A 26,961-nucleotide genomic window follows, 5' to 3' on the forward strand; every position below is an offset into this window, starting at 1 on the left:
TAGTACCATTTAAGTCACATCGGGTGTTTATCTGCCTTAGCTCGCCCGCATCCATGTATCTGGTGTGTGGTATACATTAACGTTCCTCCACTTTGTGACCCTCAGCACACCGCTGAGGCGCTCTGACAAAGGGGGGATTAGATGAAGAAGGGACTTCTCGCCGGAACCGCGCTCGCGGCGATCGGCCTGGCGCTCACGCAACAGCCGGTGCAGGCAGCAACGCTCGACGACGTGATGGCGCGTCTGGATGCGCTCGAACGAAACAATGCGAAGCTCGCGAAGGAGAATGCACAGCTCCGGGATCGCGTGAACAACATCACAAGTCGCAGCGCCGCGCCCCCTGCGGCAACCACAACGCCAAAGGGCAACCCGGTGCAGCATGCCGGCGTCGCGCCATCCCCGAAGCCACCGGCTCCCGAACATGCCGTCGTCAGCATCGGAGGCGCGCCGCTCTACAGCAAGGCGCCGGGTGGCAACGCCTTCGTCGACAACACCACCGTCACCCTTTACGGCCACGTGGATCTATCCGGCGACGTCTTCAACGCCGGCGTGTTCGATCAGGGCACCAAGTTCGGTGTGGCAAGCAACCTCACCTTTTTCGGTGTCCACGCGCGTCACGATCTCGCGCCGTATGGCTTCGCCGGGTGGGCTGCCGTCGCCCAGTTTGAATCCCTCGTCGAGGTCGCCGCGGTTCCGACCGAGCGTGCCGCGCTCGGAACGCGCGACAGCTTCATCGGGATGGCAACGCCGTGGGGCACGATCAAGGCTGGCAAATCGGATACGCCCTACAAGAAAGCCACATCGAAGTTCGATCCGTTCTCGGCGACGCTCGGCGACTACAACTCGATCATGGGCAATACCGGCGGCGACCTGCGCGCGGAGTTCGATTGGCGTGCGGCCCATGCGCTCTGGTACGAATCGCCGGTCTGGAACGGCTTCCAGACCACGCTGATGATCTCGCCCGGGCAGAACACCGCAAAGGACAACAGCGATTTCGCACTCGGCGACTTCAACTGCCCCGCCACGTCCGCGCGGGGCAGCGGCAGCGGCTTCCCGCTGACGGCGGCGCCCGAAGGCTGCACCGACGGCTCCTATGGCAACCTGTACAGCGCCTCGCTGACCTACAATCAGGGGCCGTTCACAGCCGTCGCCGCCTACGAGATGCATGAGGGCACCAACCGCACCGGCGATGAAGCCGTCACGCCGTTGAGCAACGGCGGCGTGCTGATCGTTCCGCCGGGATCCGTCGGCATCGCCAACGAATGGGCCGCGAAGATCGGCGCCGGGTATCGCCTCGACGACGGCATCGGCAAGCTGCAGCTCTACGGCATCTACGAGGTGATGCGGCGCGAGAACACCGTGGCCGACTTCAACGAGCGGTCGCGCGACGGCTACTTCTTCAGCGCCACCCAGAGCGTCGGCGCCTGGGACGTCAGCGCGTCATGGGCCCACGCCAACGCCTCACCCGGCTCGCCCGGCACCGGCGTCTTCAACAACTACACCGTCACTCCGGCACCGGGATCGGCCGACTTTGCGCTCAACACGCTCGACAGCAGCGCCGACCAGTATGCAGCGGGCATCAAGTACCACTTCAGCCCGTTTGCGACCTGGTACCTTGTCGGCAGTTACCTGCGCAACGGCCCCGGCGCGCATTACTGCCTCGGCGTGAGCGGTCATGGGTATGGCATATGCGGCCGCGACGCCAACAACAACGTGGTCGCAGGCAACAAGGCGAGCGCCGTGACGACAGGCATGACCTTCGACTTCTAGATCAAACAAAACGGGGGAGGCTTGCGCCTCCCCCGTTGTCTTTGTTGTGAGACTTGGAAGTCCCGGCGCGCAGCTTACGCGCCGTTGAGGAACTGGAGCGGATCGACCGGAGACGATCCCTTGCGAATTTCGAAGTGGAGCTGCGGCGAGCCCGCCTCGCCCGACTGGCCCGACTTGGCGATCACCTGGCCGCGCTTGATGGTATCGCCGCGCTTCACCAGGATTTCGCTCGTGTGGGCGTAGGCGGTGACATAGCCGTTCGAATGGCGAACCAGCACGAGATTGCCGTAGCCTTTCAGCTCATTGCCCGAATAGGCGACGACGCCGTCCTCGGCCGCCTTCACCGGCGTGCCTTCAGGCACCGCGACATTGATGCCGTCATTGACCTTGCCGTTGGTCTTCGAGCCGTAGGCGGTGATGACCTTGCCGCGCACCGGCCAGCGGAACGTCGGCAACGCGCCGGTGGCTTCGCTCGACTTGGTGACAACGGGCGCTTCTGCGGCGGCCGCCGGCTGTTCGACGGTCGCGGTCGGCTGAACCAGCCGCGCGCTCTGCTGCGGCAGCGCCGTCGCGACGACCTTCGGGGCCGCCATGGCCGGTGCCGGGGCAACCGCAACCGGTGCGGCAGCAACGCCTTGCGCAACCGGCGCCGGAGCCGCCATCGCAGTCTTGGCGCCGGGCACCACCAGCTTCATGCCAAGGCTCAGCCGGGCCGACTGATCGAGATTGTTGGCGCGGGCAAGCTCAGCCACGGGAATGTGGTGCTGGCGCGCGATGCTGTGCAGCGTGTCGCCGCGATTGACATAGTGGACGCCGGCAGGCGCCGCTGCCACGGCAACGGGCCGGGTGGCCGGCGCAGCCATCGCCGGTGCTGCGGCGGCCGCCATCGGGCGCGGAATGACCAGCTGCTGGCCGGGCGACAGCGCGCGCGGTCCCTTGTAGCCATTGGCGCGCAGGATCTCGGCAGTCGAGACGTTGTAGCGGCGCGCCAGCAATTCGAGCGTATCGCTGGTGCCGACGATGATGGTGGTGCCGCTGTGTCCGGCGTGCGCAGCCGCGACCGATTGCGGAACGGTGCCGGTGGCCTCGATCTGCGGGCGCGCCGGCGGCGGCGTGTAGGACGAAAGCCCGCGTCCTCCTCCGGAAACGCCAGCATTGGCGACCGGGTAGGACTGTGGCGCCGCAACCGGCGGCGGCAACGGCTGTGACTGGTACTGTGAATATTGCGGTTGCGTTCTTGGCCGCGCGTATTGCGGCAGCTCGCGCGGCGGCGCTGCCTGCACGGTGCCGGTCGGCTGCGGATCAAACGCAAACGGATTTTGTGAGTAGGAGTTTTGCGAGAAGCGCGACGACATGTCGGCGCTGCAACCGGCAAAAGCCATGGACATCAGCGTCAGCACCGCAACCTGCGGTACGCGACGCGAGCGAAGCAACTCGACAACCCCAGACATGGTTACTCACTCGTACGCAACAAAAGACTGTTTTGAGTAAACACCTCGCGAGTAAATAACCGCTTAACCCTGCGAATAAGGCGTTGGCGCCAAGCGGCAAATCGCCAAATTACAATTCGCGGGCGATTCCCGGCAGCGCCGGCACAAAGCGGACGTCGACCAATTCCTTGCGGTCGAAACCGCTCTGCGTCCGCACCACGCGGACCAGGGTCTGGGTACCCTGATGCGGTCCGACCGGGGCGATCAGGACGCCGCCGGGATTGAGCCGCTCTAATAGCTTCTCCGGGATCTGCTCCATCGCCGCGGTGACGATGATACGGTCGAAATCGCCGGCCCCGGCCGGAACGTCGAAGCCGTCGCCGAGCAGCACCTCGATGTTGTAATAGCCCAGCTTTTCGAGGCGCTTGCGGGCACTGTCGGCCAGCGTCCGATAGCGCTCGATGGTCAGAACCTGCTTGCACAGCCGGGACAGCACGGCCGCCTGATAGCCCGAGCCGGTGCCGATCTCGAGCACGCGGTGGTCCTTCTGCAGCTGCAGCTGCTCGGTCATGTAGGCGACGACGAAAGGCTGGCTGATGGTCTGCCCGCAGGCGATCCCAAGCGCACTATCGCGGTAGGCTTCGTTGCGATCGCGCGGATCGACGAACACCTCGCGGGGCACCTCCTCCATGGTGCGCAATACCGCCTGATCGCTCACCCCTCGCCGCCGCAGGGTGAGCTGAAACATCATCTTCTCGGTCGGATCGGGCTTCACGGCCATGTTCATCAGCGTCTCTAGGCGGCAGCGCGGAATCTTGCCCTGGCTTGATGCCATTGAAATCCGAAATACCGCGTTAAGGAAAAATTTCCCGTCACCATTTGTTCCCGGTCAGGAACCAGCAGTCCGATTTCGTGTTGGCGCCAACACGGTAGCTTCCCATATAATCGACCGAGATGCGCGGTTAACGCCCAGGCGCGGGGGCTCTGGTTGTACGGTTTGCACCCGGTCGGAGACTGGACGAATCCTGCGCAACAAGTCAGTCAGAACGATCCGGCGACGCAGCGTCGCGTGCTGGAAACCGACTAATTCCCAAACGTTTGCATTGCGCCTTATAGTGTTATTTGCGAGCCTATTTCAGGGACGGGCAAGGATTCCATCATGACAGCGACACGGCCGGCGGGCTGTTCAGTTTTCCTCGTGGAGGACGAGGTCATGATCCGGATGATGGTCGCCGACATGCTGGAAGAGCTCGGCCACAGCGTCGCGGCCGAGGCCGGCGAGATCGGCGAAGCCGTCAAGCTCGCGCAATCGACCGAATTCGACCTCGCGATCCTGGACGTCAACGTCAACGGCAAGGTGATCACGCCGGTCGCCGAGCTGATCAACGCCCGCAACCGCCCCTTCATCTTCGCGACCGGCTATGGCTCGTCCGGCCTGCCCCCGGAGTATCGCGATCGTCCGGCGCTGCAAAAGCCCTTCCAGCTGGAAACGCTGGCGCAGGTGATCACGAGCGCAATGCGGAGCGCGCCGGTTTAAATCTCACCCGCATTCGTAGCCCGGATGCAGCGAAGCGCAATCCGGGACCGCTCTCTATGCGCTAAAGATTTCCCCGGATTTCGCTGCGCTTCATCCCGGCTACAGATTCCCCTGCATCACTTCAACGTCGCGGTCAGCGCTTCCGAAAATGCCTCATCGGTGCGGTCGAGCCGCAGCGGCGTCACCGAGACGTAGCGCGCGGCAAGCGCGGCGAGATCGGTGCCTTCGGCCGGCGCGTCCATCATCGCCGCGCGCTCGAAGCCGATCCAGAAATACGGATTGCCGCGTCCGTCGTGACGGCGATCGATCTTCAGGAAACCCTGATTGCGCTTGCCCTGCCGCGTGATCCGGATGCCCTTGACGTCGTCGGGCATGCAGGACGGGAAGTTGACATTGATGACGGTGTTCCGGGGAACGCCTGCGCCGATGACCTTGCGGATGATGTCGGGTCCGAATTTCAGCGCGGTCTCCCACAGCGGCGCGTTGCGCGTCTCGATCGAGAACTCCTGCGACAACGCAAATGACGGAAAGCCCAGGATGGTGCCTTCCAGCGCGCCGGCGATGGTGCCGGAATAGACCACGTCCTCGGCGACGTTGCGGCCCTTGTTGACGCCGCTCAGCACGAGATCGGGCAGCTTGTCTCCGAGAATGTGGCGGGCGCCCATGATGACGCAATCGGTCGGCGTGCCGCGCACCGCGAAGTGACGCGGGCTGACTTCGCGCAGACGCAGCGGATCGTTGAGCGACAGCGAATGCGAGACGCCGGACTGGTCGAGCTCGGGGGCGACGATCCAGACGTCGTCGGACAATGAGCGTGCGATCTGCTCGACGACCTGCAGGCCGGGGGCGTGGATGCCGTCATCATTGGTGCAGAGAATTCGCATCCGTCAAAGTGCCCCTTGTTTCGATCCGACGCGGGTTTCTTGGGCGGCGGCTCCTGATTTGATTGCCGTCTTAACCGGCTAGGACCGTGGAGGCAAACCCGGCCCCTGCCATCGCGCCGAGGCGACGCGCCATGGATGCACGAATCTGCCGCTGCCGGCGATCTTGCGGTCGAACACCGGCCAGGCCGGCCGCCGAACGGACGTGAGGCCTGATGGTGAGGGCGGCGGCGTAGGCGCCTCCGGCTCAACCGGCGCAGCCTGGCGAGCTTCGGGAGGTTCGGGAGCTTCGGACCTGATCGGCTCGGTCTCTGAAAGCTCAGGCTTCGGAGCCTCGCGTTTTGCAGGCTCGCCCCCGAGCGATTCAACCCCGGGTGATTCAGCCCTCCGAGCTTCAGGCCTGAGCGGCACGGCAGCGTCCGGGGCAATCTGGCCGAGTTCCGGCTTGGACGGTTTCGGAGGCTCAGACCTGAGGAGCTCGGCCCCGGCGGGTTCGGTCTTGCCAGGTGCAGACGTGAGAGGTTCAGGTCTGGGCGGCCGCGCGGGCACCTCTTCGGCCGGCTTTACGACGGGCGCGGCCGCAACCGATTTCGATTTCAGCCTCGCCAGCAGCTCCTCGATCGAGGGCACCGATTCCGCGTCAAGCGGAGCACGCGGCGCGGTCGGCGGCACGGCCCGGACCGGAGGCGGCGGCGACGCGACGGCTGCCGGCGCGGGCAGATCGGCCGGCGCCAGTTGAGCGAACTTGCCGCGCGCGATCTCCAACGCCTTGTCGAAATCGGGCCTGTCGATCCAGACCTTCGATTGTATCTCGGTCACGCGGGCTTCCCACAAGCGCGCGGCCTCGATGTCGTAATAGCCCATCTGCTTCTGATTGATCAGCTGCAGACCGTGGCCCGTGACGGCCCATTGTCGACCAAGCCAGTGGATGTCCCGATGGAGCGGCATCACACTGGCCCTCGCCTCACATGCCGTGCTCGATGACTTTGAGCCCGCCCATATAGGGCTGCAGCACATCGGGCACCGCGATCGAGCCATCCTGCTGCTGATAGGTCTCCATCACAGCGATCAGGGCGCGCCCGACCGCCGTGCCGGAGCCGTTCAGCGTATGCACGAAGCGCGGCTTGCCGTCGGGGCCGCGATAGCGCGCGTCCATGCGACGCGCCTGGAAATCCCCGCACACCGAGCAGCTCGAAATCTCGCGATAGGCACCGCCATCGCCCTGCCCCGGCATCCACACCTCGATGTCGTAGGTTTTCTGCGCGGAGAAGCCCATGTCGCCGGCGCACAGCGTCATCACGCGATAATGCAAATCGAGCTTCTGCAGAACCTGCTCGGCGCAGGACAGCATGCGCTCGAGCTCGTCCTTGCTGGCTTCGGGCGTCGTGATCGACACCAATTCGACCTTCGTGAATTGGTGCTGCCGGATCATGCCGCGCGTATCGCGTCCCGCAGCTCCAGCTTCGGCGCGGAAGCACGGCGTCAGCGCCGTGAGCCGCATCGGCAGCTCTTTTTCGTCGAGGATGGACTCGCGCGCGAGGTTGGTCAGCGAGACTTCCGCGGTCGGAATCAGGCCGAGGCGCTCGCTGCGCAAATCGGCATTCGGCGCCGCGAGCAATTCGCCCTTGATCGCCCAGAACTGATCGTCCTCGAATTTCGGCAACTGGCCGGTACCGAACATCACGGCGTCGCGCACCAGCAGCGGCGGATTGATCTCGGCGTAGCCGTGCTCGCCGGTGTGCAAATCGAGCATGAACTGCCCGATCGCACGCTCGAGCCGCGCCAGGCCTTTCTTCAGCACGACGAAGCGGGCGCCGGACAATTTCGCCGCCGCCTCGAAATCCATGTAGCCGAGCGCGGTGCCGAGATCATCATGCAGCTTCGGCGCAAAGCCGTAGTCGCGCTTCTTGCCGAACACATGGTGCTGGACGTTGCCGTGCTCGTCGGTGCCGTCGGGCACCTCGTCGAGCGGCAAGTTCGGAATTGACGACAGCTCATTCGTCAGCTCGTCGTCAAACGATTTCGCGGCAGCCTCCAGCTCCGGCATCGTGGTCTTGAGCTCGGCGACCTCGGCCATCAGTTTGGCCGCGCGCGCTTCGTCCTTTGCCTTCTTGGCGTCGCCGATCTCCTTCGAGGCCGCGTTGCGTCGCGCCTGGGCCTGCTCGGACGCCAGGATCGCCGCACGCCGCTTCTCGTCGATCGCCAGCAGCGACGGCGACAGAGCCCCAAGTCCGCGGCGTTTCAGGCCGGCGTCGAAGGCTGTCGGGTTGTCGCGGATCGCTTTGATATCGTGCATGGTGTGGTAGTCCTGACGGCGGGCTTGCAGATAACGTTGTACTTCAACGTTTGCGTTGCATGTTTCCACTAGCACGACCGTCATCACCCGCGAAAGCGGGTGATCCAGTATTCCAGAGGCGTCGGCGTGTCGCCGAGAAGCCGCGGCGTACTGGATACCCCGCCTTCGCGGGGTATGACACCGAGTGTGAGGCGAAGACCGCCCTACTCGGCCGGATTGGTCGCCGACGGCGCGCTCGAGGTCGTGGCCTTCTTCTCCACGATCCCGACCGCGATGATGGCGCCCTCGTAGAGCAAGAGCAGCGGGATCGCGAGCGAGGCCTGGCTCAGCACATCGGGCGGCGTCAGCACGGCGGCGATGATGAAGGCGATCACGATGAAGTAGCGCCGCTTCTCCTTCAACATCTTCGAGGTGACGATGCCGATGCGGCCGAGCAGCGTCAGGATCACCGGCAGCTGGAACGCGATGCCGAAGGCGAAGATCAGCGACATCATCAGCGAGAGATACTCGCCGACCTTGGGCAGCAACTGGATCTGCGCCGTCTCCGTGCCCGCCGACTGCTGCATGCCGAGAGAAAAGCGGGTCAGCATCGGGAAGACCACGAAATAGACCATCATCGCGCCAAGCACGAAGAACACCGGCGTCGCGATCAGATAAGGCAAGAACGCGTTGCGCTCATGCTTGTAGAGCCCGGGCGCCACGAACTTGTAGATCTGCGTCGCGACGATCGGAAACGAGATGAAGCCGGCGCCGAACAGAGCGAGCTTGAGCTGCGTCAGAAAATATTCGAGCAGCGCGGTATAGATGAATTTGGAATTTTCCGGCCCTGCCACCCAGATGAAGGGCCAGACCAGGACGTTGAATATCTGCTTGGCGAAGAAGAAGCAGATGATGAAAGCGACGCCGAAGCCGAGCAGCGCCTTGATCAGCCGCGAGCGCAGCTCGATCAAATGATCCATCAAGGGGGCCTTGCTGGCCTCGATATCTTCGGCGCTCATGACGCCCTCGCGTCCTTGAGCACGTCAGGCTGTGGCGGCGTCTCGTCCTGCGCAGGCGCCGGCTCGGGCTTCACCTCGCTGGTGATCGCGAGCGGCTCGCCGGCGGCAGCGTGCGTCTCGGCCTCGACGAAGGCTTCCGGTGTCGGCGGTGCGGGTGTTGTCGGAGTGACCGGTGCGTCGCTTGACGTCACCGGTGCGTCGATTGCGGAGGCGACCTGCGCATCGACCGGCTTGTCGATCTGCAGGGCGTCGCTGACGTCCTTGTGCAGCGAGGTCATGATGTTGCCGCTGGTGATGCCGGTTGCGGCTTCCCTGACCTCGTCAAAACTCTTCTTGAGGTCGGCCATCTCGGCCTCGCGCATGGCTTCCTGGAACTGGCCCTGGAATTCGGAGGCCATTTTCCGGGCCTTGCCCATCCATTGCCCGACCATGCGCAGCACGCCCGGCAGCTCTTTCGGGCCGATGGCGATCAGCGCGACGACCGCGATGACGACCAGTTCACTCCACCCGATATCGAACATGAATTGTTCCGCCTAAGCGCGCCGCCATCGGCCCCATTGGTCCTAGCAGGATGTGGGGCTGCCGGCGCCTTTTCTCAATCGGCGTCCATAGCGCTTCCGAGCGACGGCGTCACCGTTTCGCGCAAAGAAAAACGTCGAAATATGTGTCAGTACAGGCGCGTTAGACGGCCTTGCTGCCGACATCCTGGCGCGCGGCCGACGGCGCCGCATTGTGGTCGATCGCCTTGGTGGACTCCGGCTTGTCCGCGACCTTGTCGTCGTCCTGCATGCCTTTCTTGAAGGCCTTGATACCTTGGGCGACGTCACCCATCAGGTCCGAAATCTTGCCGCGTCCGAACAGCAGCAGGACCACTGCGATCACGACGATCCAGTGCCAAATGCTAAGCGAACCCATCCTGCAACCCTCCAGAAATGGCCGGTAGACCGGCCTGAACATGGCCGGAAGTTAGGCCCGCGGGGTGTCAAAAACAAGGACCTCGGCCGCGGCAAATCGCTGTCGCGGCTACGTAATGTTGCTAGGCTTAACCGGGAATATTCCGGGCTATTCGCCCTTCTCCTCGGCGCCGTCGTCATCGCCCGCGTGGATGCGCTCGTCCGGCTCATCAGCGTCAGGTTCGGCCGCGTCAGGTTCGGCCGCGTCCACCTCGGCGGCAACTTCCGCTTCGAGGTCGGTTTCGGCCTCGGCTGTCGTTTCGACCTCGGCAGTCCCAACCTCGGCAGCCGCTTCGCTCTCGGCCTTCGGTTCCTCGGCTTCAGGCTCGACGGCCGGCGCGAGCAGAAGTTCCAGCGTGTCGCCGGGCTCGAGCGGCTCCTCGTCCTCCCGCAGCGTCGCATCATCCGATGGTGAGGGAACGGAAAAGCCGGTCGGCAGCCGCGAGTCGAGCAGGCCGGTGCCCTTCAGCTCCTCGAGCCCCGGCAGGTCGCCGAGCGCTTCCAGGCTGAACTGCGACAGGAATGCGTCGGTGGTTCCGAAGGTCAACGGACGGCCCGGCGTCTTGCGACGGCCGCGCGGACGGATCCAGCCCGTCTCCAGCAGCACGTCGATCGTGCCCTTCGACGTGACCACGCCGCGAATCTCTTCGATCTCGGCACGGGTCACCGGCTGGTGATAGGCGACGATCGACAGCACCTCGATCGCTGCACGCGACAGCTTCCGGGTCTCGGTGCTCTCGCGCGTCATCAGCCACGACAGATCGCCGGCGGTGCGGAACGTCCATTTGTTGGCGACCCGAACCAGGTTGACGCCGCGCGGCGCATATTCCGCCTGCAACTGTGCGAGCGCCACCTTGATATCGACGCCGTCGGGCATCCGCTTTGCCAGCGTTGCCTGATCGATCGGCTCGGCCGATGCGAACAACAGGGCTTCAAGGAGCCGCAATTCCTCAGGACGCGCTACCGGATGATCCATAGGAGAAACCTCCTCCTCGGGCTCGTCTCTGCGCACTTCCGCCAAGCTTGCCATGGGCTTGCTCTCCTTCTTCCACTTACTCAACCGACAGGTCCGGCGCTGCCATTGCGGCCTGCGCTTGACGCTTTCGGAAATAGATCGGCGCGAACGCCTGCTTCTGGTTGATTTCCATCTCGCCCTCGCGAACCAGTTCGAGGGCAGCAGCGAAGCTCGATGCGAACACCGTGGCCTTCTGCTTGGGATCGGCGACGTAGTTCATCAGGTACTCGTCGAGGCAGCTCCAGTCCTCGGCGAGGCCGACCAGCCGCTCCAGCGAGGCGCGCGCTTCCGCCAGCGACCACACCGTCCGCTTCGCCAGATGCACTGAAGTCAGCACGCGCGACGCGCGCTGCGTCGCATAGGCCGACAGCAGGTCGTACAAGGTCGCGGTGAACTTCGGATGCTTGATCTCGGCGATCGATTCCGGATTGCCGCGCGGAAAGATATCGCGCTGGAACTGCGGCCGGTTCATCAGCCGGTTCGCCGCCTCGCGGATCGCCTCCAGACGGCGCAGCCGATTGGCGAGCGCGGTCGCCATTTCCTCGGCACTCGGCCCCTCCGCACTCGGCGGCTCGGGCAGCAAAAGCCGCGACTTCAGGAAGGCAAGCCAAGCCGCCATCACCAGATAGTCGGCGGCAAGCTCGAGGCGGATTTTGCGCGCGGCCTCGATGAACGAAAGATATTGGTCGGCGAGCGCAAGAATCGAAATCTTCGACAGGTCAACCTTCTGCTGCCGTGCCAGCGTCAACAGCAGGTCGAGCGGGCCCTCATAGCCCTCGACGTCGACCACCAGCGCCGGTTCGCCCTCGGCGAGGTCGGCCGGCCGCCCGGTCTCAAACGATAGAATTTCAGCGGTCATGCCGTCCCTACCCGATTCAACAACGCATCCAGTTCTGCCCGTGCCGCCTGCCGGTCGAGCGGTTCAGGCTGCTTCCGCGCGGCGAGCGTCGCCTTGGCTCGCTCAAGCGCCTTGCCGGCCAGTTCCGGCGTCTCCCGCGCGACATCGCGCATTTCGTCGATATTGCCGTTGCAGTGCAGAACCATGTCGCAACCGGCGTTGACGATGGCGCGGGTCCGCTCGGCAATTGATCCGGCCAGCGCATTCATCGACACGTCATCACTCATCAACAAACCTTGGAACCCGATCAGGCCGCGAATCACCTGTTCGATGATTGTCGCAGAAGTCGTCGCCGGATGGACGGGGTCCAGCGCGCTAAACACAACATGTGCGGTCATCGCCATCGGCAGGTCCGCCAACGGCTGGAACGCGGCAAAATCGGTCCGTTCCAGCTCGTCTCTGGCGGTATCGATCGTCGGAAGCCGGAAATGGCTGTCCGCGGTGGCGCGGCCATGGCCGGGAATATGTTTGAGAACCGGCAGCACGCCGCCCTGTTCCAGCCCGTCCGTGACCGCGCGGGCGATCGCCGCGACCTTGTCCGGTTCGGTTCCATAGGCCCGATTGCCGATCACCGCATCTGCGCCTGCCACCGGAACGTCGGCCAATGGCAGGCAATCGACGGTAATTCCGAGATCGATCAGGTCGGCCGCAATCAGCCGTGAGCTGAGCCGGGCCGCGGTCAGGCCGAGCTTCGGGTCGATGTCGTAGAGCGCGCTGAAGCTCGCGCCGGGCGGATAGACCGGCCAATGCGGCGGTCCGAGCCGTTGCACCCGCCCGCCCTCCTGGTCGATCAGGACCGGCGCGTCGGCCATGCCGGCCGCCGACCTGAGTTCCCCAACAAGAGCGGCCACTTGGGCAGGGCTCTCGATGTTGCGCTTGAACAGGATGAAGCCCCATGGCCGCTCGGCGCGAATAAATTCGCGTTCAGCGTCGTTGAGGATCAGCCCGGATATGCCCGTGATGAATGCGCGGTTCGTCATTCGGCCGATTAGGCCGTATGCAGCTCACGGGTCAAGGAAACGGCCTTTAATTTCTTTGGATGAGGCACTGCGGCCCACCGGCCGACATCAGGCTCCGGCACAGCTGGTTCGCCTCTTCCGACGACGCGAACGGGCCGGCAAAGGCGCGGTAATAGACGCCCTTCTCCCCGAGATCGACGCGCTTCACCACCAAAGGCTGTGAACCGAGTACACTGCGATATTTGCCCTGCAGCGTCCGATAGGACGACTGCGCGTCCGCCTCGTTCTTCTGCGACGACACCTGGACCAGATATCCACCGCCACCAACGGAGGCGGTCGTGTTAGATGCAACCCGGGTCGGAGGCGCGGCCGGGGCTGCGTCAGCCTGCCCGGGAACCAGCGCCATTGGCGCGTTCACGCTGGCATTGGCCGCGGCCGGGTTGCCGCGCGACACCGGAGGCTTCGCTGCGGCCGCAGGCTTGGCCGGCGCGGCGGCCGCGGCCTGCGCGCCATCGGGCGAATCGCCCTTGACCGCGAGCGTGCGAACCCTGCGCGGCTCGTTGTTCGGCAACGTCCCGTTCGCGGTGATCGGCGCCGGCGCGGGCTGCGCCGTCTGCACGGTCGATGCCGGCGGCGGATTCGCATTTGCGTTCAGCGGCGGAAACACGACGCGCGGTCCTGCGGTCTTCGAATTGACGTCGACCGGGGTCTCTTCACGCGACACGATCTTCTCGGTGCCGTCACCCGCTGCCATGCGATCCGGTGTCTTGGCCGGCGCATCGGCCTGGGCCGGGATCACCTTGGTCGGCGTGTTGTCGGCCTTGATGATCGGCGGCTCACCGCTGCGGGGCGAGCCGACATAGGTTCGGTAAGCGTACGCGCCACCGACGCCGAACACGCCTAGCGCCAAGACGGCGGCGACCGTCATCAGGCCGCTGCTCCGCCGGCGCGGTTCAGGCTCTTCTTCGTCGGCCTCATACGCATAGGGATCGTCCGGATAGGATGGATCGCGCTGCAGATCCTGTTCGCCGGCTTCCAGCTGGCCGTAGAGCGCATCGTCATAGCGCGACGGATCCTGGCCCTGATCGCCACTCTGATAGGGCTCGTCGTCAAAGGCCTCGGGCTGTCGCGGGGGCTCGACCGGCCGATAGGTTGCGACCGGTTCGGGCGCAGGCGGCTGCGCCTGCTGGGCCGCATAGCGATGCAACGGATGCACCGGCTTCGGCTGGTAGTCCTGTTCGGGCTCTTCGTACTCGGTGTGCTGCACGGGCGGCGGAGCGACGGTCTCCTGCCGCGCGCGCTGCATCCAGGGCGGCGGGCCCGCGGGCGGCGCATCCTCGTCCTCGGCCTGCGGATCATATTGTTGCGGCCGCGCATTGGCGCGCGACTGCAGCGGACGCGGCGGCGGCTTGTTCGCGCTGCCGAACGGATCCGTCTGTCCGATCAGCCGGGCCAGTTCGGCGAGCGGATCGCTCTCGGCCTTGGGTGCCGCGTCGGTGGAAAAATGTCGGTCCTGATATCGATCAGCCATCGTGATGATGCATCCCCTTCGGGACAGCGCCAAGATCGCCGGCACAGCCGGTCCGAACGAGTTGGCCCCTGCCAGATGCCCTCACAAATCCCCACTCGTGAAGGCCTAATGCCCCTGCCTACCGCATCTCGGTCGGAGCCTGGACGCCTAGAACAGCTAAGCCCGATGCCAGAACCGAGACGACGCCCTGAACCATTGCCAGTCGCGCCCTCGTGATCTCTGCATCATTATTGATAATGAAGCGTAAATAGGGCAAATCGCGCCCCTTGGTCCACAGCGCATGAAATTCACTGGCCAAATCATATAGATAAAAAGCGATTCGGTGCGGCTCGTGTGCCACCGCGGCAGCTTCGATCATCCGCGGATACAGCGCAAGCTGCTTAAGCAGGCCGAGCTCGGACGGATCGGTCAGCCGCTCGACCGCAGCGTTTCGCAGATAGGCCAGCCGGGCCTCATCGGTCTCGGGCAGGTCGGGAACCGCCTCCTCCCGCGCATTGCGGAAGATCGAATGGCCACGGGCGTGACCGTACTGGACGTAGAAGACGGCATTGTCCTTGGACTGCTCGATCACCTTGGCGAGGTCGAAATCGAGCACCGCGTCGTTCTTGCGGAACAGCATCATGAACCGGACCGCGTCCGAGCCGACCTCGTCGACCACTTCGCGCAGCGTGACGAATTCGCCGGAGCGTTTCGACATCTTCACCGGCTCGCCGTCGCGCAGCAGCTTGACGAGCTGCACGATCTTGACGTCGAGCGTGGCTTTGCCGGCAGTCACTGCCTTCACCGCCGCCTGCATCCGCTTGATGTAGCCGCCGTGATCGGCGCCGAACACGTCGATCAGATTGGTGAAACTGCGCTCGAACTTGTTGCGGTGGTTGGCGATGTCGGACGCGAAATAGGTGTATGAACCGTCCGACTTGATCAGCGGACGATCGACGTCATCGCCATAAGCGGTGGCGCGGAACAGCGACTGCTCGCGGTCTTCATAATCCTCGACCGGCTTGCCTTTTGGCGGCGGCAGGCGGCCTTCGTAGATGTCGCCCTTGGCGCGCAGGAAATCGATGGTCTCGGCGACCTTGTTGTTGCCTGATGTGATCAGCGAGCGCTCGGAGAAGAACACATCGTGATGGATGTTGAGCGCGGCGAGATCGACCTTGATCATCTCCATCATCATGGCGATCGCCTTGTCGCGCACGATCGGCAGCCACGCGGCTTCCGTCATGTCGAGCAGCTTCTCGCCGTATTCCTTGGCAAGCGCCGCGCCGACCGGGACGAGGTAGTCGCCGGGATAGAGCCCTTCCGGAATCGCGCCGATGTCCTGACCCAACGCTTCGCGGTAACGCAGAAATGCCGAGCGCGCGAGCACGTCGACCTGGGCGCCGGCGTCGTTGATGTAATATTCGCGGCAGACGTCGAAGCCTGCGAATTGCAGCAGGCTGCACAGCGCATCGCCGAACACAGCGCCGCGGCAGTGGCCGACATGCATCGGCCCGGTCGGGTTGGCCGAGACGTATTCGACATTGACCTTCTCGGCCTTGCCGATGTCGCTGCGGCCATAGGCCGAGCCGGCGGCCAGCACGGCGCGTAGCGCGTCCGCCCAGACCTGCGGCTTCAAGGTCAGGTTGATGAAGCCGGGCCCGGCGACATCGACAGACGCCACCAGCGCGTCGGCACGCAGCCGCTCCGCGATCTTGTCGGCGAGCTCGCGCGGCTTGGCCTTGGCCTCCTTGGCGAGCACCATCGCGGCATTGGTCGCCATGTCGCCATGGCTGGCATCGCGCGGCGGCTCGACCACGACGCGGGACAGATCGATGCCCGCGGGCCAGTTATCCTCGGCAGCGACAGCGGCACAGATCGCGTGCACGCGCGCCAGCATGTCAGCAAAAAGGTGTGGTGTCGCAGGGGTGTCGGCCATGGGAGGGCGCTAACGCAAATCCGGGGTCGAGTCAAAAAGCCTTTGATGCTCGATCAGGGCGAAACGGTCGGTCATCCCGGCAATGAAATTGCCGATCCGCCTGTTCCGCGCGCTGCCGGTCTCCTGCACGCTTCCCTCGATCCATTCCGCCGGCAGGTCGCCCGGCGATTGCCGGTAGCGCTCATAGAGATTGCGGACCACCTGCTCCGCCTCCCGCATGACCAGCATCACCCGCGGGTGGCGATACATCCGCCGGAACAGGAACGCCTTGATCGCCGCCTCCTGCTCGGCCACCTCGGGCGGAAACGCGATCAGCGGCGCGTTTTGGTGGCGCACATCCTGGGCCGATTGCGGCTGTGCGACCGCAAGCCGCCGGGTCGCCTCGTTGAAGACCGCGCTGATGAAATGTGAGATCAGCTCACGCACCAGCTCGGCGCCGCGCCGGACCTCGTCGAGCCCGGGATAGTGGCGATCGATCTCGGCGATGATCTCTGATGTCAGCGGCATCTCCTTGAGGTCATCGACCGCAAACAGACCGGCGCGCAGGCCGTCGTCGATGTCATGGGCGTCATAGGCGATGTCGTCGGCGAAGGCCGCGATCTGCGCCTCGAGCGAGGCATAGCTCCAGAGCTCGAGATCGTAGGCCTGGTTGTAGTCGGCGATCCCGATCGGAAGGCCGCTGTCGACGTAGCGGCCGCTAGGTGCGCCGTTGCGTTCGGTCAGCGGGCCGTTGTGCTTGACGATACCCTCGAGCGACTCCCAGGTCAGGTTCAGCCCGCCGAATTCGGGGTAGCGATGCTCCAGCGAGGTGACGACCCGCAGCGCCTGCGCATTGTGGTCGAAGCCGCCGTCGTCCTTGAGGCATTCGTCGAGCGCCCGCTCCCCGGCATGCCCGAACGGCGGGTGGCCGAGATCGTGCGCCAGCGCCAGCGTCTCGGTCAGATCCTCGTCGACCCCGAGCTGGCGCGCCAGCGCGCGGGCGATCTGCGCGACCTCCAGCGAATGGGTCAGCCGGGTGCGATAGTGATCGCCCTCATGGAAGACGAAGACCTGAGTCTTGTGCTTGAGGCGGCGAAACGCGGTGGAATGGATCACCCGGTCACAATCGCGCCGGAACGGGCTGCGGGTCCGGCTCGGCGGCTCCAAGACAAGCCGGCCGCGGCTGCGGTCGGGGTCGCAGGCATAAGGCGCGCGGGGGGCAGCCATTCCGACCGACACGGTATTTTAGTCCTTATCCATTTGATTCCATGGTCCGACGCACTTAACTATGACTGAGGCGGCTGACCAAATGAATTGGGCATGACGCCGAGCATGATCCGATCAAACCATGCTCAAATAGGGTTTCGGAGACCAATATGACTGCTGCCATCACCGTCAGCGAACGGGCCGCCCGCCGGATCGGACAGATCCTCAGCAAGGAAGGCGACGGCGCCAAGCTGCGCATTTCGGTCGAGGGCGGCGGCTGCTCCGGTTTCCAGTACAAATTCGACGTCGAGCGCACCCAGGCCGATGACGACCTGGTGATCGAGCGCGACAGCGCCGTGGTGCTGATCGACCCCGCCTCGGTCCCGTTCCTCGCGGGCTCGGAAGTCGACTTCGTCGACGACCTGATCGGCGCCTCGTTCCGCGTCGTCAATCCGAACGCCACCGCGTCCTGCGGCTGCGGCACCAGCTTCTCGATCTAACGCTTCTTTGCCCGACGCGGCTGCTCCACGCCAACCGGTGACCGGTTCGCCGGAGACGCCAGCTACTCTGCCGCCACCACCTGCGGCCGCTCGACGTCGCTGGCCGCCTCCGCCTGCGGATCGAGCTTGCGGCGCAGCCTGCGGTCGATACGGTCGAGATAGATGTAGATCACAGGCGTGATGAACAGTGTCAGCAGCTGCGACACGCAGAGGCCGCCGACCACCGCGACGCCGAGCGGCTGACGCAGTTCGGCGCCGGCGCCGGCACCGAGCGCGATCGGCAGCGTGCCGAAGATCGCCGCGAACGTCGTCATCATGATCGGGCGGAAACGCAGCAGCGCCGCCTCGCGGATCGCGTGCTCGGCGCTGAGGCCGACGCGGCGGCGCTCCAGCGCGAAGTCGACCATCATGATCGCGTTCTTCTTGACGATGCCGACCAGCATCACGATGCCGATCATCGCAATTACCGATAGCTCCATCCCGAACAGCATCAGCGTCAGGATCGCGCCGATGCCGGCCGACGGTAGGCCCGAGATGATGGTGATCGGATGGATGAAGCTCTCGTAGAGGATGCCGAGGATCACGAAGGCCGCGAACACGGCGGCGAGGATCAGGACACCCTGCCCGCGCAGCGAATCCTGGAATACCTGCGCGGTGCCGGAGAATCCGGTCGCAATCGTCGGCGGCAAATTCGCGGTCTGCTCGAGCTCGGTGATCTTGTCGACCGCGTAGCCGAGGGAAATGCCGGGCGCGAGATTGAACGAGATCGTCACCGCCGGCTGCTGGCCCTGGTGGTTGATCTGCAGCGGCCCGACCGTCGGCACCAACCGCGCTACCGCATCCAGCGGAATGGTCTGCCCATTCGCGGTCTTCACGTAGAGCTTAGAGAGATCGGACGGATCGACGCGGAACTGCGGCTGCACCTCCAGGATGATCTGGTAGTCGTTCGACGGCATGTAAATGGTGCCGACCTGCCGCGAACCGTAGGCGTTGTAGAGCTGGTTGCGGACCTGATCGACAGTGATGCCGTAGACCGCCGCCTTCTCGCGGTCGATATCGACCGTCATCTGCGGGTTCTTGATGTAGAGATCGGTGGTGACGTCGAGGAGCCCTGCGATCTTCTCGATCTTGTCGCGCATCTCGGGCGCCAGCCGGTACAGCGACTCGGTATCGCCGCTCTGCATCACATACTGATACTGGCTCTTCGAGATGCGGCCGCCGATGTTGAGATTCTGGACGCTCTGGAAGAACGCCTGCATGCCCGGAATCTCGCGCGCCTTCTGGCGCAGCCGTCCGATCACCACGGTGGCGTTGTCACGCGTCTTCTGCGGCTTCAGCGCGATGAACAGGCGGCCGTAGTTGGTGGTCGGATTGGGACCGCCCGAGCCGACGGTGGAATTGATGTAATCGATCGCCGGATCGGTCCGCATCACCTCGACCAGCGCCTGCTGGCGCACCTTCATCGCCTCGAACGAGGTATCGGTCGCTGCCTCAGTCACGCCGATCAGGAAGCCGGTATCCTCCTGCGGGAAGAAGCCCTTCGGGGCGATCATGTAGAGGTAGATGGTGCCGCCGAGCGTCGCGAGCGTCACGATCAGCATCAAGGCTTTCTTGGCCAGCACCCAGTCCAGCGCCCATTCATAGGCGCGCAGCCAGGCCTCGAACATCGCCTCGAACGCCCGCAACACGATGTTCGGACGCTTGGTCGCGTCATGCGCGCGCAGCACGCGGGCGCACAGCATCGGCGTCAAGGTCAGCGACACGAAGCCGGAGACGATGATCGCCACCGAGATCGTGACCGCGAATTCGCGGAACACGCGACCGACGATGCCGCCCATCAGCAGCACCGGGATGAACACGGCGATAAGCGAGAAGGTGATCGAGATGATCGTGAAGCCGATCTCGCGGGCGCCCTTCAGCGCCGCCTCGAACGGCTTCATGCCGTGCTCGATATGGCGGACGATGTTCTCCAGCATGACGATGGCGTCGTCGACCACGAAGCCGACCGAGAGCGTCAGCGCCAGCAGCGTCATGTTGTTGATCGAGTAATCCAGCGCGTACATCGCAGCGCAGGTGCCGAACAGCGAGATCGGCACCGCCAGCGCCGGAATGAAGGTCGCCGACGCCGAGCGCAGGAACAGGAAGATGACGAGGATCACCAGCGCGATCGCGATCAGCAGGGTCTCCTCGACGTCGCTGACCGCCTGCCGGATCGAGACCGAGCGGTCCATCATGACCTGCATGGTCACCGAGGGCGGGATCGCGGCGCGCAGCGACGGCAATTTCGCCAGCACGGCATCGACGACGGCCACGGTGTTGGCGTCGGGCTGCTTCTGGATCGCGAGCACAATCGCCCGCTCGTCGTTCATCCAGGTCGCGATCTTGTCGTTCTCGACGCTGTCGTAGACCTTGGCGATCTCGTCGAGCCGGACCGGCGAGCCGTTGCGCCAGGCGACATAGATCTGGCGGTAGTCGGCCGCCTTGTCCATCTGGCCGGAGGCCTGCAGCGCGACGTCCTGTTTGGGGCCGTTCAGCGTGCCGACCGGGGTCGAGGAATTGGCGCGCGACACTGCGGCGCGGATATCCTCCATCGAGACGCTGCGGGCAGCCGCGGCCTCCGGATCGGCCTGAACGCGGATCGCAAATTTCTGCGCGCCGTAGATCAACACCTGGGCAACGCCGGGCAGCTGCGACAGCGCCTGCCCGATCGTGATGTCGCCGTATTCGTTGACCGCCGACAACGGCAGCGTCGCCGACCCCAGCGAGACGAACAGCACCGGGAAATCGGCCGGGTTCACCTTCCGGAAGCTCGGCGGGATCGTCATTTCGATCGGCAGCCGGCGCTGCGCGATCGTCAACGCCGTCTGCACGTCGAGCGCGGCGGCATCGATGTTGCGGTTGAGGTCGAACTGGATGGTGATGACGCTCGTGCCCTGCGAGGAGTTCGAGTTCATCGAGGAGATGCCGGCAATGGTCGAGAGCTGGCGCTCGATGATGCCGGCGACCGAGGCGGCCATGGTGTCGGCGCTGGCGCCCGGCAGCGTAGCCGTGACCGCGATGGTCGGGAAATCCACCTTGGGCAGCGCCGAGACCGGCAGCAGGCGGAAGCCGAACACGCCGAATGCGATGATCGACGCCGTGATCAGCGTCGTCATGACCGGGCGGCGGATGCAGAGCTCGGAGAGCGTCATCGGTCAGGCTCCGGCCTTGCGCGCCCGCAACTCGACCCGCGATCCCTCCGACAGCAGCAGCTGGCCGTCGACGACGATGCTTTCATCGCCCGCCAATCCATCAGAGATCACCGAGCTGCCCTGGAAGGTGCGATCGACCTTGACCGGCCGCACCTTGGCGACGCCGTCCTGGACGACGAAGACGAAATTGCCGTTCTGGCTGCGCTGGACCGCGACCGTGGGCACCACGACCGCGTCTTCGCTACGGATGATCAGCTTGGTCTGCACGATGGTGCCGGGCCACAGCGTCTCGCTCGCATTGTTCATGATGCCGCGCACGGTCACCATGCCGGTGGTCGCGTCGACGGCATTCTCGACCATGGCGACCTTGCCGCTCTCGGAGCGCTGATGGCCGGGAATGGTCGCGATCACCTTGGGATCGTTCTTCCCCATGGCGTCGCGCAGATCGACCAGCGCACGCTGCGGGATCGCGAAGGTGACATAGACCGGCGCCATCTGGTTGATGACGGCGAGCGGCTGGGTGTCGGCGGGACGGACGAAGTTCCCGACCTTGACGTTGGCGGCGCTGATCCGGCCCGCGAACGGCGCGCGGATCACGGTGTAGCTCTTCTGGACGCGGAGGTTTTCCAGCGCGAACTGGTCGGCCTTGATGGTGCCGATCAGGACGTCGGACTGGGTCTTGGTGTTGTCGAGGTTGACCTGCGTGGTCGCGCCCTTGCCGACCAGCTCGGTGTAGCGGCGGAGGTCGCGCTGCGCGCCCTCGAGCTGGGCCTGGTCGCGGGCCAGAACACCCTCGGCCTGCTCGATCTGGGCATCGATCTGCCGTGCGTCGAGCATGAACAGCAGGTCGCCCTCATTGACCTTGGCGCCGTCCTCGAAATGCACCGAGACGATGGTGGTTTCCAGCCGCGACTTCAGCGCCACGCTGGAGATCGGCGTGACCGTTCCGATCGCGTCGACATCGACCGGCACCGATCTGCGTTCCGCCTTGGCCAGGTCCACCGAGACCACGCGCGGCCGCGGCGTCCCCTGCGCGGTGGCGGCACCGCCACCCATCCATGAAGCGCGGGTCATGTAAGCCGCCCCGGCTGCAATGCCGAGAACAGCGACAGTCAGAACCAAATTCCGTTTTTTCATAAGTCTTGCACGTGCGCCGCCCGCTTCCCTTCAGGGCCGGGACGCTTCGCAACTCCCCCATCGGCAATTGTTACGCCTTGTTTCCGGAGAGGGTTAGCACAGGCGGATCGCCCATGGTATGCCACCTAAGCAAAATCCTGCGGCTTCAATCCCGGTCATTCGCATCCGCACTCCTGGAAATTCGGCATGCGACGGGGTGGGCAATCGCGCTACCCTTTCGCCTCCAGATCGAATGTTTCGAATCCCGCTGATGTCCATCTCCGTCCGCGTCTGCACCTGGGAAGAAGCCCGCGAACGCTCCGGTGCCATCCGCTACAGCGTCTTTGTCGAAGAACAGGGCGTTCCGGCGGAACTTGAATGGGACGAAATGGACGTGTCGAGCTGGCATGCCCTGGCGTTTGCCGAAGACGGCACCGCCGTGGCGACGGGCCGGTTGTTGCCCGACGGCCATGTCGGCCGGATGGCGGTGCTCAAGGCGGCGCGCGGCACGGGCATGGGCGCCCGCGTGCTGGATGCGCTGATGGCCAAGGCGGCCGAACTCGGCTATCCGGAGCTCATCCTCAACGCGCAGACACACGCAGAGCGGTTCTACGCACGCGTCGGCTTCGGCGAGGAATTCGAGGAGGCCGGCATCCCGCACATCGAGATGCGGAAACGCTTGATCCAAGCGGGGCGCTAGTTCACCCAAGCGCTCCCATAAACAGAGGACTTCCGATGGCAGTTCGCATCGCGACCTGGAACGTCAACTCGGTCCGGCAACGGATCGAGCTTCTGGTTGCTTGGCTAAAGGAGCGTTCCCCCGACATCGTCTGCCTGCAGGAGATCAAATGCGTCGACGACGCGTTTCCGCGGCTCGAGGTCGAGGCGCTCGGATATAATGTCGTCACCCACGGCCAGAAGACCTTCAACGGCGTGGCGCTGCTTTCCAAGCTGCCGTTCGACGAGACCAAGTCGGGCCTCGCCGGCGACGACGAGGACGCCCACGCCCGCTTCCTCGAAGGCGTCGTCACGCTGAAGCAGGGGGTGGTGCGGGTCGCGTGCCTTTATCTGCCCAATGGCAACCCCGCCAACACCGACAAATATCCGTACAAGCTCAAATGGATGTCGCGGCTTCTTGAGTACACGCGGCAACGGCTTAAGGCCGAGGAGCCGCTGATCCTGGCCGGCGACTTCAACGTCATTCCGGCGGCCCGCGACGTCTACAATCCGGCCGCCTGGACCGACGATGCCCTGTTCCGCCCTGCGACCCGCGAGGCCTTCCAGTCGCTGCTCGGCCTCGGCCTGACCGATGCGCTGCGCGCGGTCAATGACGAGCCGGGCCAGTACACCTTCTGGGACTACCAGGCCGGCGCCTGGCAGAAGAACTGGGGCCTGCGCATCGACCATCTGCTGATGTCGCCGCAGGCCAGCGACCGGCTGATCGACGTCGGGATCGATAGCTATGTCCGCGCCTGGGAGAAGCCCTCCGACCATGTCCCGGTCTGGGCCGATCTCGATTTCGAGACCGTCTGAGTTCGCCGGCCGCGGGGATATCAATCCCGGCGGCCTCTAATCGCGACGACCCTGCACCCAGTGCTCGAGCATCTGCAGCGCCATCGCGCGGTCGTCTTCGGAGGCCTTGGTGATCGCCCGGTTGTAGCTTTCCTTGATCCAGGCCTCGTCGGGCGTGGCGCTGTCACGCGCCAGGGTCAGCCACATCAGGCCACGTGCCCGCTGCGGCGGCAGCCGGTCGCCGTTGAACAGCATCTGGCCAAGCAGCGCCTGCGCCTGATGCTGGCCCTTCTGGGCGGCAAGCCCGAGCCAGCGCGCGCCATAGCGGAAGTCGTCCCGCGAGGCGTCCGGCATCTTCAGGTAAAGCCGGGCAAGGTCGTACTGGGCATCGGCATTGCCGAAATAGGACGCGGCATAGGAGAACATCTCCCGCGCCCGTTCGGTGTCCGCCTTCACCTTGGAATTGGGAATGCCGCTCAGATAATAGCGGCCGAGCGCCACGAAGGCGTTGGCCACGATCGAAGCCTGCGGCGCCGACGGCGAGTCCTCGGCATGCGCATTGGCAATCCGGCTGAAATACTCGAAGGCGCGCATGTCGTCCTGGATGACGCCGTCGCCCTCGGCGTACATCTTGCCAAGTTTCCACTGCGCCACGGGGTGACCGCCCTCGGCCTGGTACTGCAGCGTGCTGAAGGAGGAGGTCGGCGAGGTCGCCGCAGGCGCAACCGGCGTGGCGGCCCGCTTCAGGGCACCGGCCGTGCCGGGCTGCGGAGCGACCACCGGAAGAACGGTATCCTGGGGGTTGACCGGGGCGCCGTCGAACCCGAATCCGGGGCCCGCCACCGGAATGGCCCCTAACGCAAACGCAAATATCGCACGCTTAAACGTCCGCATAACACTGTTTCTCGTACGCGCCACCCGGATGGGTGACTGCGCCATCCACCGCCGGCCCCACTTGCTCGGCGTACTTCCACAGCGCACCAGATGTATGGTTCGTCGCGCGAGGGGCCCATTTGGTCTTACGATTTGCGAGTTCGGCGTCGCTCAAATTTACGTTAAGGGTGCCGGCGACCGCATCGATCTCGATGATGTCGCCGTCTTGCAACAACCCGATCGGCCCACCGACGGCCGCTTCAGGTCCAATATGTCCGATGCAGAAGCCACGGGTGGCGCCGGAGAACCGGCCATCGGTGATCAGGGCAATCTTGCCGCCCATCCCCTGCCCGGTCAGCGCCGCCGTGGTCGCCAGCATCTCCCGCATCCCGGGACCGCCCTTCGGCCCCTCGTAGCGGATCACAATCACTTCGCCTTCCTTGTAGGTGCGCTTCTGCACCGCCTCGAAGGCGTCTTCCTCGCGGTCGAAGCACCGGGCCGGACCGGTAAACTTCAGGTTGGACATTCCCGCGACCTTCACGATCGCACCCTCCGGAGCGAGATTACCCTTCAGCCCGACAACGCCACCTGTCACGGTGATCGGATTGTCGGCGGGCCGCACCACGTCCTGGTGCGGATTCCATTTCACGCTTTTGAGGTTTTCGGCGATCGTTCGGCCAGTGACGGTCAGGCAATTCCCGTGCAGGTGGCCATTGTCGAGCAGCGTTTTCATCAGCAGCGGAATGCCACCAACTTCAAACATGTCTTTGGCAACATAACGGCCGCCCGGCTTCAAATCCGCGACGTAAGGAGTCTTTTTGAAGATTTCGGCAACGTCGAACAAATTGAATTTGATGCCGCACTCATGGGCAATCGCCGGCAGGTGCAGCGCAGCATTGGTCGAACCACCTGAGGCTGCAACCACGGCCGCAGCATTTTCAAGGGCTTCCCGGGTGACGATGTCGCGGGGCCGGATGTTTTTCTCGATCAGCTCCATCACCTTCTCGCCGGCGGCAGAGCAGAAGGCGTCGCGGATCTCGTAAGGCGCCGGAGCCCCGGCCGAATACGGCAGCGCGAGGCCGATCGCCTCGGAGACGGTCGCCATGGTGTTGGCGGTGAACTGGGCGCCGCAGGCGCCGGCCGACGGGCACGCCACCCGTTCGATTTCGTCGAGATCCTCGTCCGACATGGCGCCGACCGAGTGCTTGCCGACCGCCTCGAACATGTCCTGCACGGTCACCGGCTGCCCGCGGAAGTTGCCTGGCAGGATCGAGCCGCCATAGATGAAGATCGAGGGCACGTTGAGCCGGACCATCGCCATCATCATGCCCGGCAGCGACTTGTCGCAGCCGGCGAGCCCGACCAGCGCATCATAGGAGTGACCGCGGACGGTCAGCTCGACCGAATCGGCGATGCATTCGCGCGACGGCAGCGACGAGCGCATACCGTCATGGCCCATCGCGATGCCGTCGGTGACGGTGATGGTGCAGAATTCCCGCGGCGTGCCGCCGGCGGACGCCACGCCCTTCTTCACCGCCTGCGCCTGGCGCATCAGCGAAATGTTGCAGGGAGCAGCTTCATTCCAACATGAAGCAACGCCGACAAATGGTTGATGAATCTGGGTTGTCGTCAGCCCCATCGCATAGAGATAGGAACGATGCGGTGCGCGCTGGGGCCCCTCCGTCACGTGACGGCTCGGCAGCCTGCCCTTGATGTTCGTCTTGGCGTCCATCGCGACCCTGTTCCCGGCGCTGTTTCCTCCAACAACGCCGGAACCGATCAAAAGTCCCGTCATCGCGAGCGCTGGCTATTCAGCTAGGTAAATATCCTTTCATGTCAGGGTGTGGCTAAAAAGCGGCGCGACTACGGACTGGCTGTGTTTAGGGTTAAATGTCGATTCACTGTTGCGACGACGCAACAATCGTGGCTCTCGGGCAACCATGTATTATCGGTCCTTATGGGAACCTGACACGTACCTGACCAAATATCCCTGAGGTTGCCATCTCGCTACGGAGCTCGCCCGAGTTGTGGATTGGTCGTTGCCCTCTCCTTCAACAGGGGGCGCTGGGAAAGCCGGGACGACGATGAGGATGGTTTTCGATTCATGATGTCAAACAGCCAAGTTCTCGGTGTCATCACCCGCGCATGCGGGTGATCCAGTATTCCAGAGACGCTCGTGCTTAAGCGGAGAGGCCGCGGCGTACTGGATCGCCCGGTCGAGCCGGGCGATGACAGTTGTGAGTGGGGACACGGCTTCGCATTCTCGCGACATGAAGCGCCCGAGCTTTGCTGTTCGTTCCGCCCTCTCTTGCGCAGAGGGCGCAGGGAAAGCCGGGTGCCGATCGCACCCATGGGCCCCGAGCAAAAGGTAGAAAGCTCGGGGGTAGGACCACAGGTGTAA

22 protein-coding genes and 1 pseudogene are annotated in these 26,961 nt (G+C 64.5%); 5 read left to right on the plus strand and 18 right to left on the minus strand.

Annotation, left to right across the window (positions count from 1 at the left end):
• Positions 1 to 141: 141 nt before the first annotated feature.
• Positions 142 to 1,770, plus strand: coding sequence for a porin (locus JQ573_RS36230; RefSeq protein ID WP_212319601.1), 1,629 nt, complete (start codon positions 142 to 144; stop codon positions 1,768 to 1,770).
• Positions 1,771 to 1,844: 74 nt separating this feature from the next.
• Here JQ573_RS36230 and JQ573_RS36235 read toward each other — a convergent pair whose 3' ends face one another.
• Positions 1,845 to 3,221, minus strand: coding sequence for a LysM peptidoglycan-binding domain-containing M23 family metallopeptidase (locus JQ573_RS36235; RefSeq protein ID WP_212319599.1), 1,377 nt, complete (start codon positions 3,219 to 3,221; stop codon positions 1,845 to 1,847).
• Between the two features lie 109 nt (positions 3,222 to 3,330).
• The gene (locus JQ573_RS36240; RefSeq protein ID WP_212319598.1) at positions 3,331 to 3,987 is read right to left on the minus strand and encodes a protein-L-isoaspartate(D-aspartate) O-methyltransferase; all 657 of its coding nucleotides are present in this window, start codon (positions 3,985 to 3,987) and stop codon (positions 3,331 to 3,333) included.
• A 372-nt stretch (positions 3,988 to 4,359) separates the two neighbouring features.
• Here JQ573_RS36240 and JQ573_RS36245 point away from each other — a divergent pair, with 372 nt between their 5' ends.
• Positions 4,360 to 4,737 carry a response regulator gene (locus JQ573_RS36245; protein ID WP_212319596.1) on the plus strand — a complete coding sequence of 126 codons (378 nt, stop codon included), beginning with the start codon at positions 4,360 to 4,362 and terminating at the stop codon, positions 4,735 to 4,737.
• Between the two features lie 116 nt (positions 4,738 to 4,853).
• On the opposite strand, the gene surE is transcribed toward JQ573_RS36245, so the two are convergent.
• From surE to JQ573_RS36305, 12 genes and pseudogenes are all read right to left on the minus strand, one after another.
• Positions 4,854 to 5,621, minus strand: coding sequence for a 5'/3'-nucleotidase SurE (surE, locus tag JQ573_RS36250; protein WP_092113995.1), 768 nt, complete (start codon positions 5,619 to 5,621; stop codon positions 4,854 to 4,856).
• A 78-nt stretch (positions 5,622 to 5,699) separates the two neighbouring features.
• Positions 5,700 to 6,482, minus strand: a complete 783-nt coding sequence (locus JQ573_RS36255) for a hypothetical protein (protein ID WP_212319594.1) — start codon at positions 6,480 to 6,482, stop codon at positions 5,700 to 5,702.
• Between the two features lie 100 nt (positions 6,483 to 6,582).
• Positions 6,583 to 7,914 carry a serine--tRNA ligase gene (serS, locus tag JQ573_RS36260; RefSeq protein WP_212319592.1) on the minus strand — a complete coding sequence of 444 codons (1,332 nt, stop codon included), beginning with the start codon at positions 7,912 to 7,914 and terminating at the stop codon, positions 6,583 to 6,585.
• Positions 7,915 to 8,117: 203 nt separating this feature from the next.
• The gene (tatC, locus tag JQ573_RS36265; protein ID WP_092113989.1) at positions 8,118 to 8,912 is read right to left on the minus strand and encodes a twin-arginine translocase subunit TatC; all 795 of its coding nucleotides are present in this window, start codon (positions 8,910 to 8,912) and stop codon (positions 8,118 to 8,120) included.
• Positions 8,909 to 9,433, minus strand: a complete 525-nt coding sequence (tatB, locus tag JQ573_RS36270; RefSeq protein WP_212319590.1) for a Sec-independent protein translocase protein TatB — start codon at positions 9,431 to 9,433, stop codon at positions 8,909 to 8,911. Before tatB ends, tatC begins: the two co-directional genes overlap by 4 nt.
• Positions 9,434 to 9,593: 160 nt before the next feature.
• Positions 9,594 to 9,827, minus strand: coding sequence for a twin-arginine translocase TatA/TatE family subunit (locus tag JQ573_RS36275; RefSeq protein ID WP_050400528.1), 234 nt, complete (start codon positions 9,825 to 9,827; stop codon positions 9,594 to 9,596).
• Positions 9,828 to 10,010: 183 nt separating this feature from the next.
• Positions 10,011 to 10,895: pseudogene (scpB, locus tag JQ573_RS36280) on the minus strand (SMC-Scp complex subunit ScpB); the annotation flags it as partial.
• A gap of 22 nt (positions 10,896 to 10,917) precedes the next feature.
• A complete protein-coding gene (locus JQ573_RS36285) occupies positions 10,918 to 11,739 on the minus strand; it encodes a ScpA family protein (RefSeq protein WP_092113984.1) in 822 nt (273 codons plus the stop codon).
• A complete protein-coding gene (nagZ, locus tag JQ573_RS36290; protein WP_212319586.1) occupies positions 11,736 to 12,758 on the minus strand; it encodes a beta-N-acetylhexosaminidase in 1,023 nt (340 codons plus the stop codon). Before nagZ ends, JQ573_RS36285 begins: the two co-directional genes overlap by 4 nt.
• Before the next feature lie 46 nt (positions 12,759 to 12,804).
• A complete protein-coding gene (locus JQ573_RS36295) occupies positions 12,805 to 14,268 on the minus strand; it encodes an SPOR domain-containing protein (RefSeq protein ID WP_212319584.1) in 1,464 nt (487 codons plus the stop codon).
• Positions 14,269 to 14,386: 118 nt separating this feature from the next.
• Entirely contained in the window at positions 14,387 to 16,183 is a 1,797-nt protein-coding gene (gene argS, locus JQ573_RS36300; protein ID WP_212319582.1) for an arginine--tRNA ligase, read from the minus strand.
• Positions 16,184 to 16,192: 9 nt separating this feature from the next.
• A complete protein-coding gene (locus JQ573_RS36305; RefSeq protein ID WP_212319580.1) occupies positions 16,193 to 17,401 on the minus strand; it encodes a deoxyguanosinetriphosphate triphosphohydrolase in 1,209 nt (402 codons plus the stop codon).
• A 137-nt stretch (positions 17,402 to 17,538) separates the two neighbouring features.
• Between JQ573_RS36305 and erpA the strand changes: the two genes are divergently transcribed.
• Positions 17,539 to 17,868 (plus strand): iron-sulfur cluster insertion protein ErpA, encoded by a 330-nt coding sequence (erpA, locus tag JQ573_RS36310; RefSeq protein WP_021081206.1) that lies wholly within the window; start codon positions 17,539 to 17,541, stop codon positions 17,866 to 17,868.
• A 62-nt stretch (positions 17,869 to 17,930) separates the two neighbouring features.
• On the opposite strand, the gene JQ573_RS36315 is transcribed toward erpA, so the two are convergent.
• Together JQ573_RS36315 and JQ573_RS36320 are read right to left on the minus strand one after the other, a co-directional pair.
• Positions 17,931 to 21,059: an efflux RND transporter permease subunit gene (locus JQ573_RS36315; RefSeq protein ID WP_212319578.1), complete on the minus strand. Its 3,129-nt coding sequence runs from the start codon at positions 21,057 to 21,059 to the stop codon at positions 17,931 to 17,933.
• A 3-nt stretch (positions 21,060 to 21,062) separates the two neighbouring features.
• Entirely contained in the window at positions 21,063 to 22,196 is a 1,134-nt protein-coding gene (locus JQ573_RS36320; protein ID WP_212319576.1) for an efflux RND transporter periplasmic adaptor subunit, read from the minus strand.
• Between the two features lie 250 nt (positions 22,197 to 22,446).
• Here JQ573_RS36320 and JQ573_RS36325 point away from each other — a divergent pair, with 250 nt between their 5' ends.
• Entirely contained in the window at positions 22,447 to 22,875 is a 429-nt protein-coding gene (locus tag JQ573_RS36325; protein WP_212319574.1) for a GNAT family N-acetyltransferase, read from the plus strand.
• A 35-nt stretch (positions 22,876 to 22,910) separates the two neighbouring features.
• Positions 22,911 to 23,708, plus strand: coding sequence for an exodeoxyribonuclease III (gene xth, locus JQ573_RS36330; protein WP_212319572.1), 798 nt, complete (start codon positions 22,911 to 22,913; stop codon positions 23,706 to 23,708).
• A gap of 36 nt (positions 23,709 to 23,744) precedes the next feature.
• Here xth and JQ573_RS36335 read toward each other — a convergent pair whose 3' ends face one another.
• Positions 23,745 to 24,581 (minus strand): tetratricopeptide repeat protein, encoded by an 837-nt coding sequence (locus JQ573_RS36335; RefSeq protein ID WP_212319570.1) that lies wholly within the window; start codon positions 24,579 to 24,581, stop codon positions 23,745 to 23,747.
• Entirely contained in the window at positions 24,568 to 26,292 is a 1,725-nt protein-coding gene (gene ilvD, locus JQ573_RS36340; protein WP_173643437.1) for a dihydroxy-acid dehydratase, read from the minus strand. Before ilvD ends, JQ573_RS36335 begins: the two co-directional genes overlap by 14 nt.
• Positions 26,293 to 26,961: the final 669 nt, after the last annotated feature.

Source organism: Bradyrhizobium sp. AUGA SZCCT0105, assembly GCF_018129565.1.
In the GTDB taxonomy this organism is placed as follows: Bacteria; Pseudomonadota; Alphaproteobacteria; order Rhizobiales; family Xanthobacteraceae; genus Bradyrhizobium.

What these genes read in the sequence shown, in the direction of transcription:
- serS (WP_212319592.1), bottom strand. Translation starts at nt 7,914, where the DNA reads ATGCACGATATCAAAGCGATCCGCGACAACCCGACAGCCTTCGACGCC.
- JQ573_RS36320 (WP_212319576.1), bottom strand. Translation starts at nt 22,196, where the DNA reads ATGAAAAAACGGAATTTGGTTCTGACTGTCGCTGTTCTCGGCATTGCA.
- JQ573_RS36325 (WP_212319574.1), top strand. Translation starts at nt 22,447, where the DNA reads ATGTCCATCTCCGTCCGCGTCTGCACCTGGGAAGAAGCCCGCGAACGC.
- JQ573_RS36335 (WP_212319570.1), bottom strand. Translation starts at nt 24,581, where the DNA reads ATGCGGACGTTTAAGCGTGCGATATTTGCGTTTGCGTTAGGGGCCATT.
- nagZ (WP_212319586.1), bottom strand. Translation starts at nt 12,758, where the DNA reads ATGACGAACCGCGCATTCATCACGGGCATATCCGGGCTGATCCTCAAC.
- JQ573_RS36230 (WP_212319601.1), top strand. Translation starts at nt 142, where the DNA reads ATGAAGAAGGGACTTCTCGCCGGAACCGCGCTCGCGGCGATCGGCCTG.
- JQ573_RS36240 (WP_212319598.1), bottom strand. Translation starts at nt 3,987, where the DNA reads ATGAACATGGCCGTGAAGCCCGATCCGACCGAGAAGATGATGTTTCAG.
- JQ573_RS36295 (WP_212319584.1), bottom strand. Translation starts at nt 14,268, where the DNA reads ATGGCTGATCGATATCAGGACCGACATTTTTCCACCGACGCGGCACCC.
- erpA (WP_021081206.1), top strand. Translation starts at nt 17,539, where the DNA reads ATGACTGCTGCCATCACCGTCAGCGAACGGGCCGCCCGCCGGATCGGA.
- xth (WP_212319572.1), top strand. Translation starts at nt 22,911, where the DNA reads ATGGCAGTTCGCATCGCGACCTGGAACGTCAACTCGGTCCGGCAACGG.
- JQ573_RS36315 (WP_212319578.1), bottom strand. Translation starts at nt 21,059, where the DNA reads ATGACGCTCTCCGAGCTCTGCATCCGCCGCCCGGTCATGACGACGCTG.
- surE (WP_092113995.1), bottom strand. Translation starts at nt 5,621, where the DNA reads ATGCGAATTCTCTGCACCAATGATGACGGCATCCACGCCCCCGGCCTG.
- tatB (WP_212319590.1), bottom strand. Translation starts at nt 9,433, where the DNA reads ATGTTCGATATCGGGTGGAGTGAACTGGTCGTCATCGCGGTCGTCGCG.
- tatC (WP_092113989.1), bottom strand. Translation starts at nt 8,912, where the DNA reads ATGAGCGCCGAAGATATCGAGGCCAGCAAGGCCCCCTTGATGGATCAT.
- JQ573_RS36285 (WP_092113984.1), bottom strand. Translation starts at nt 11,739, where the DNA reads ATGACCGCTGAAATTCTATCGTTTGAGACCGGGCGGCCGGCCGACCTC.
- JQ573_RS36245 (WP_212319596.1), top strand. Translation starts at nt 4,360, where the DNA reads ATGACAGCGACACGGCCGGCGGGCTGTTCAGTTTTCCTCGTGGAGGAC.
- JQ573_RS36275 (WP_050400528.1), bottom strand. Translation starts at nt 9,827, where the DNA reads ATGGGTTCGCTTAGCATTTGGCACTGGATCGTCGTGATCGCAGTGGTC.
- JQ573_RS36255 (WP_212319594.1), bottom strand. Translation starts at nt 6,482, where the DNA reads ATGGGCTATTACGACATCGAGGCCGCGCGCTTGTGGGAAGCCCGCGTG.
- JQ573_RS36235 (WP_212319599.1), bottom strand. Translation starts at nt 3,221, where the DNA reads ATGTCTGGGGTTGTCGAGTTGCTTCGCTCGCGTCGCGTACCGCAGGTT.
- ilvD (WP_173643437.1), bottom strand. Translation starts at nt 26,292, where the DNA reads ATGGACGCCAAGACGAACATCAAGGGCAGGCTGCCGAGCCGTCACGTG.
- argS (WP_212319582.1), bottom strand. Translation starts at nt 16,183, where the DNA reads ATGGCCGACACCCCTGCGACACCACACCTTTTTGCTGACATGCTGGCG.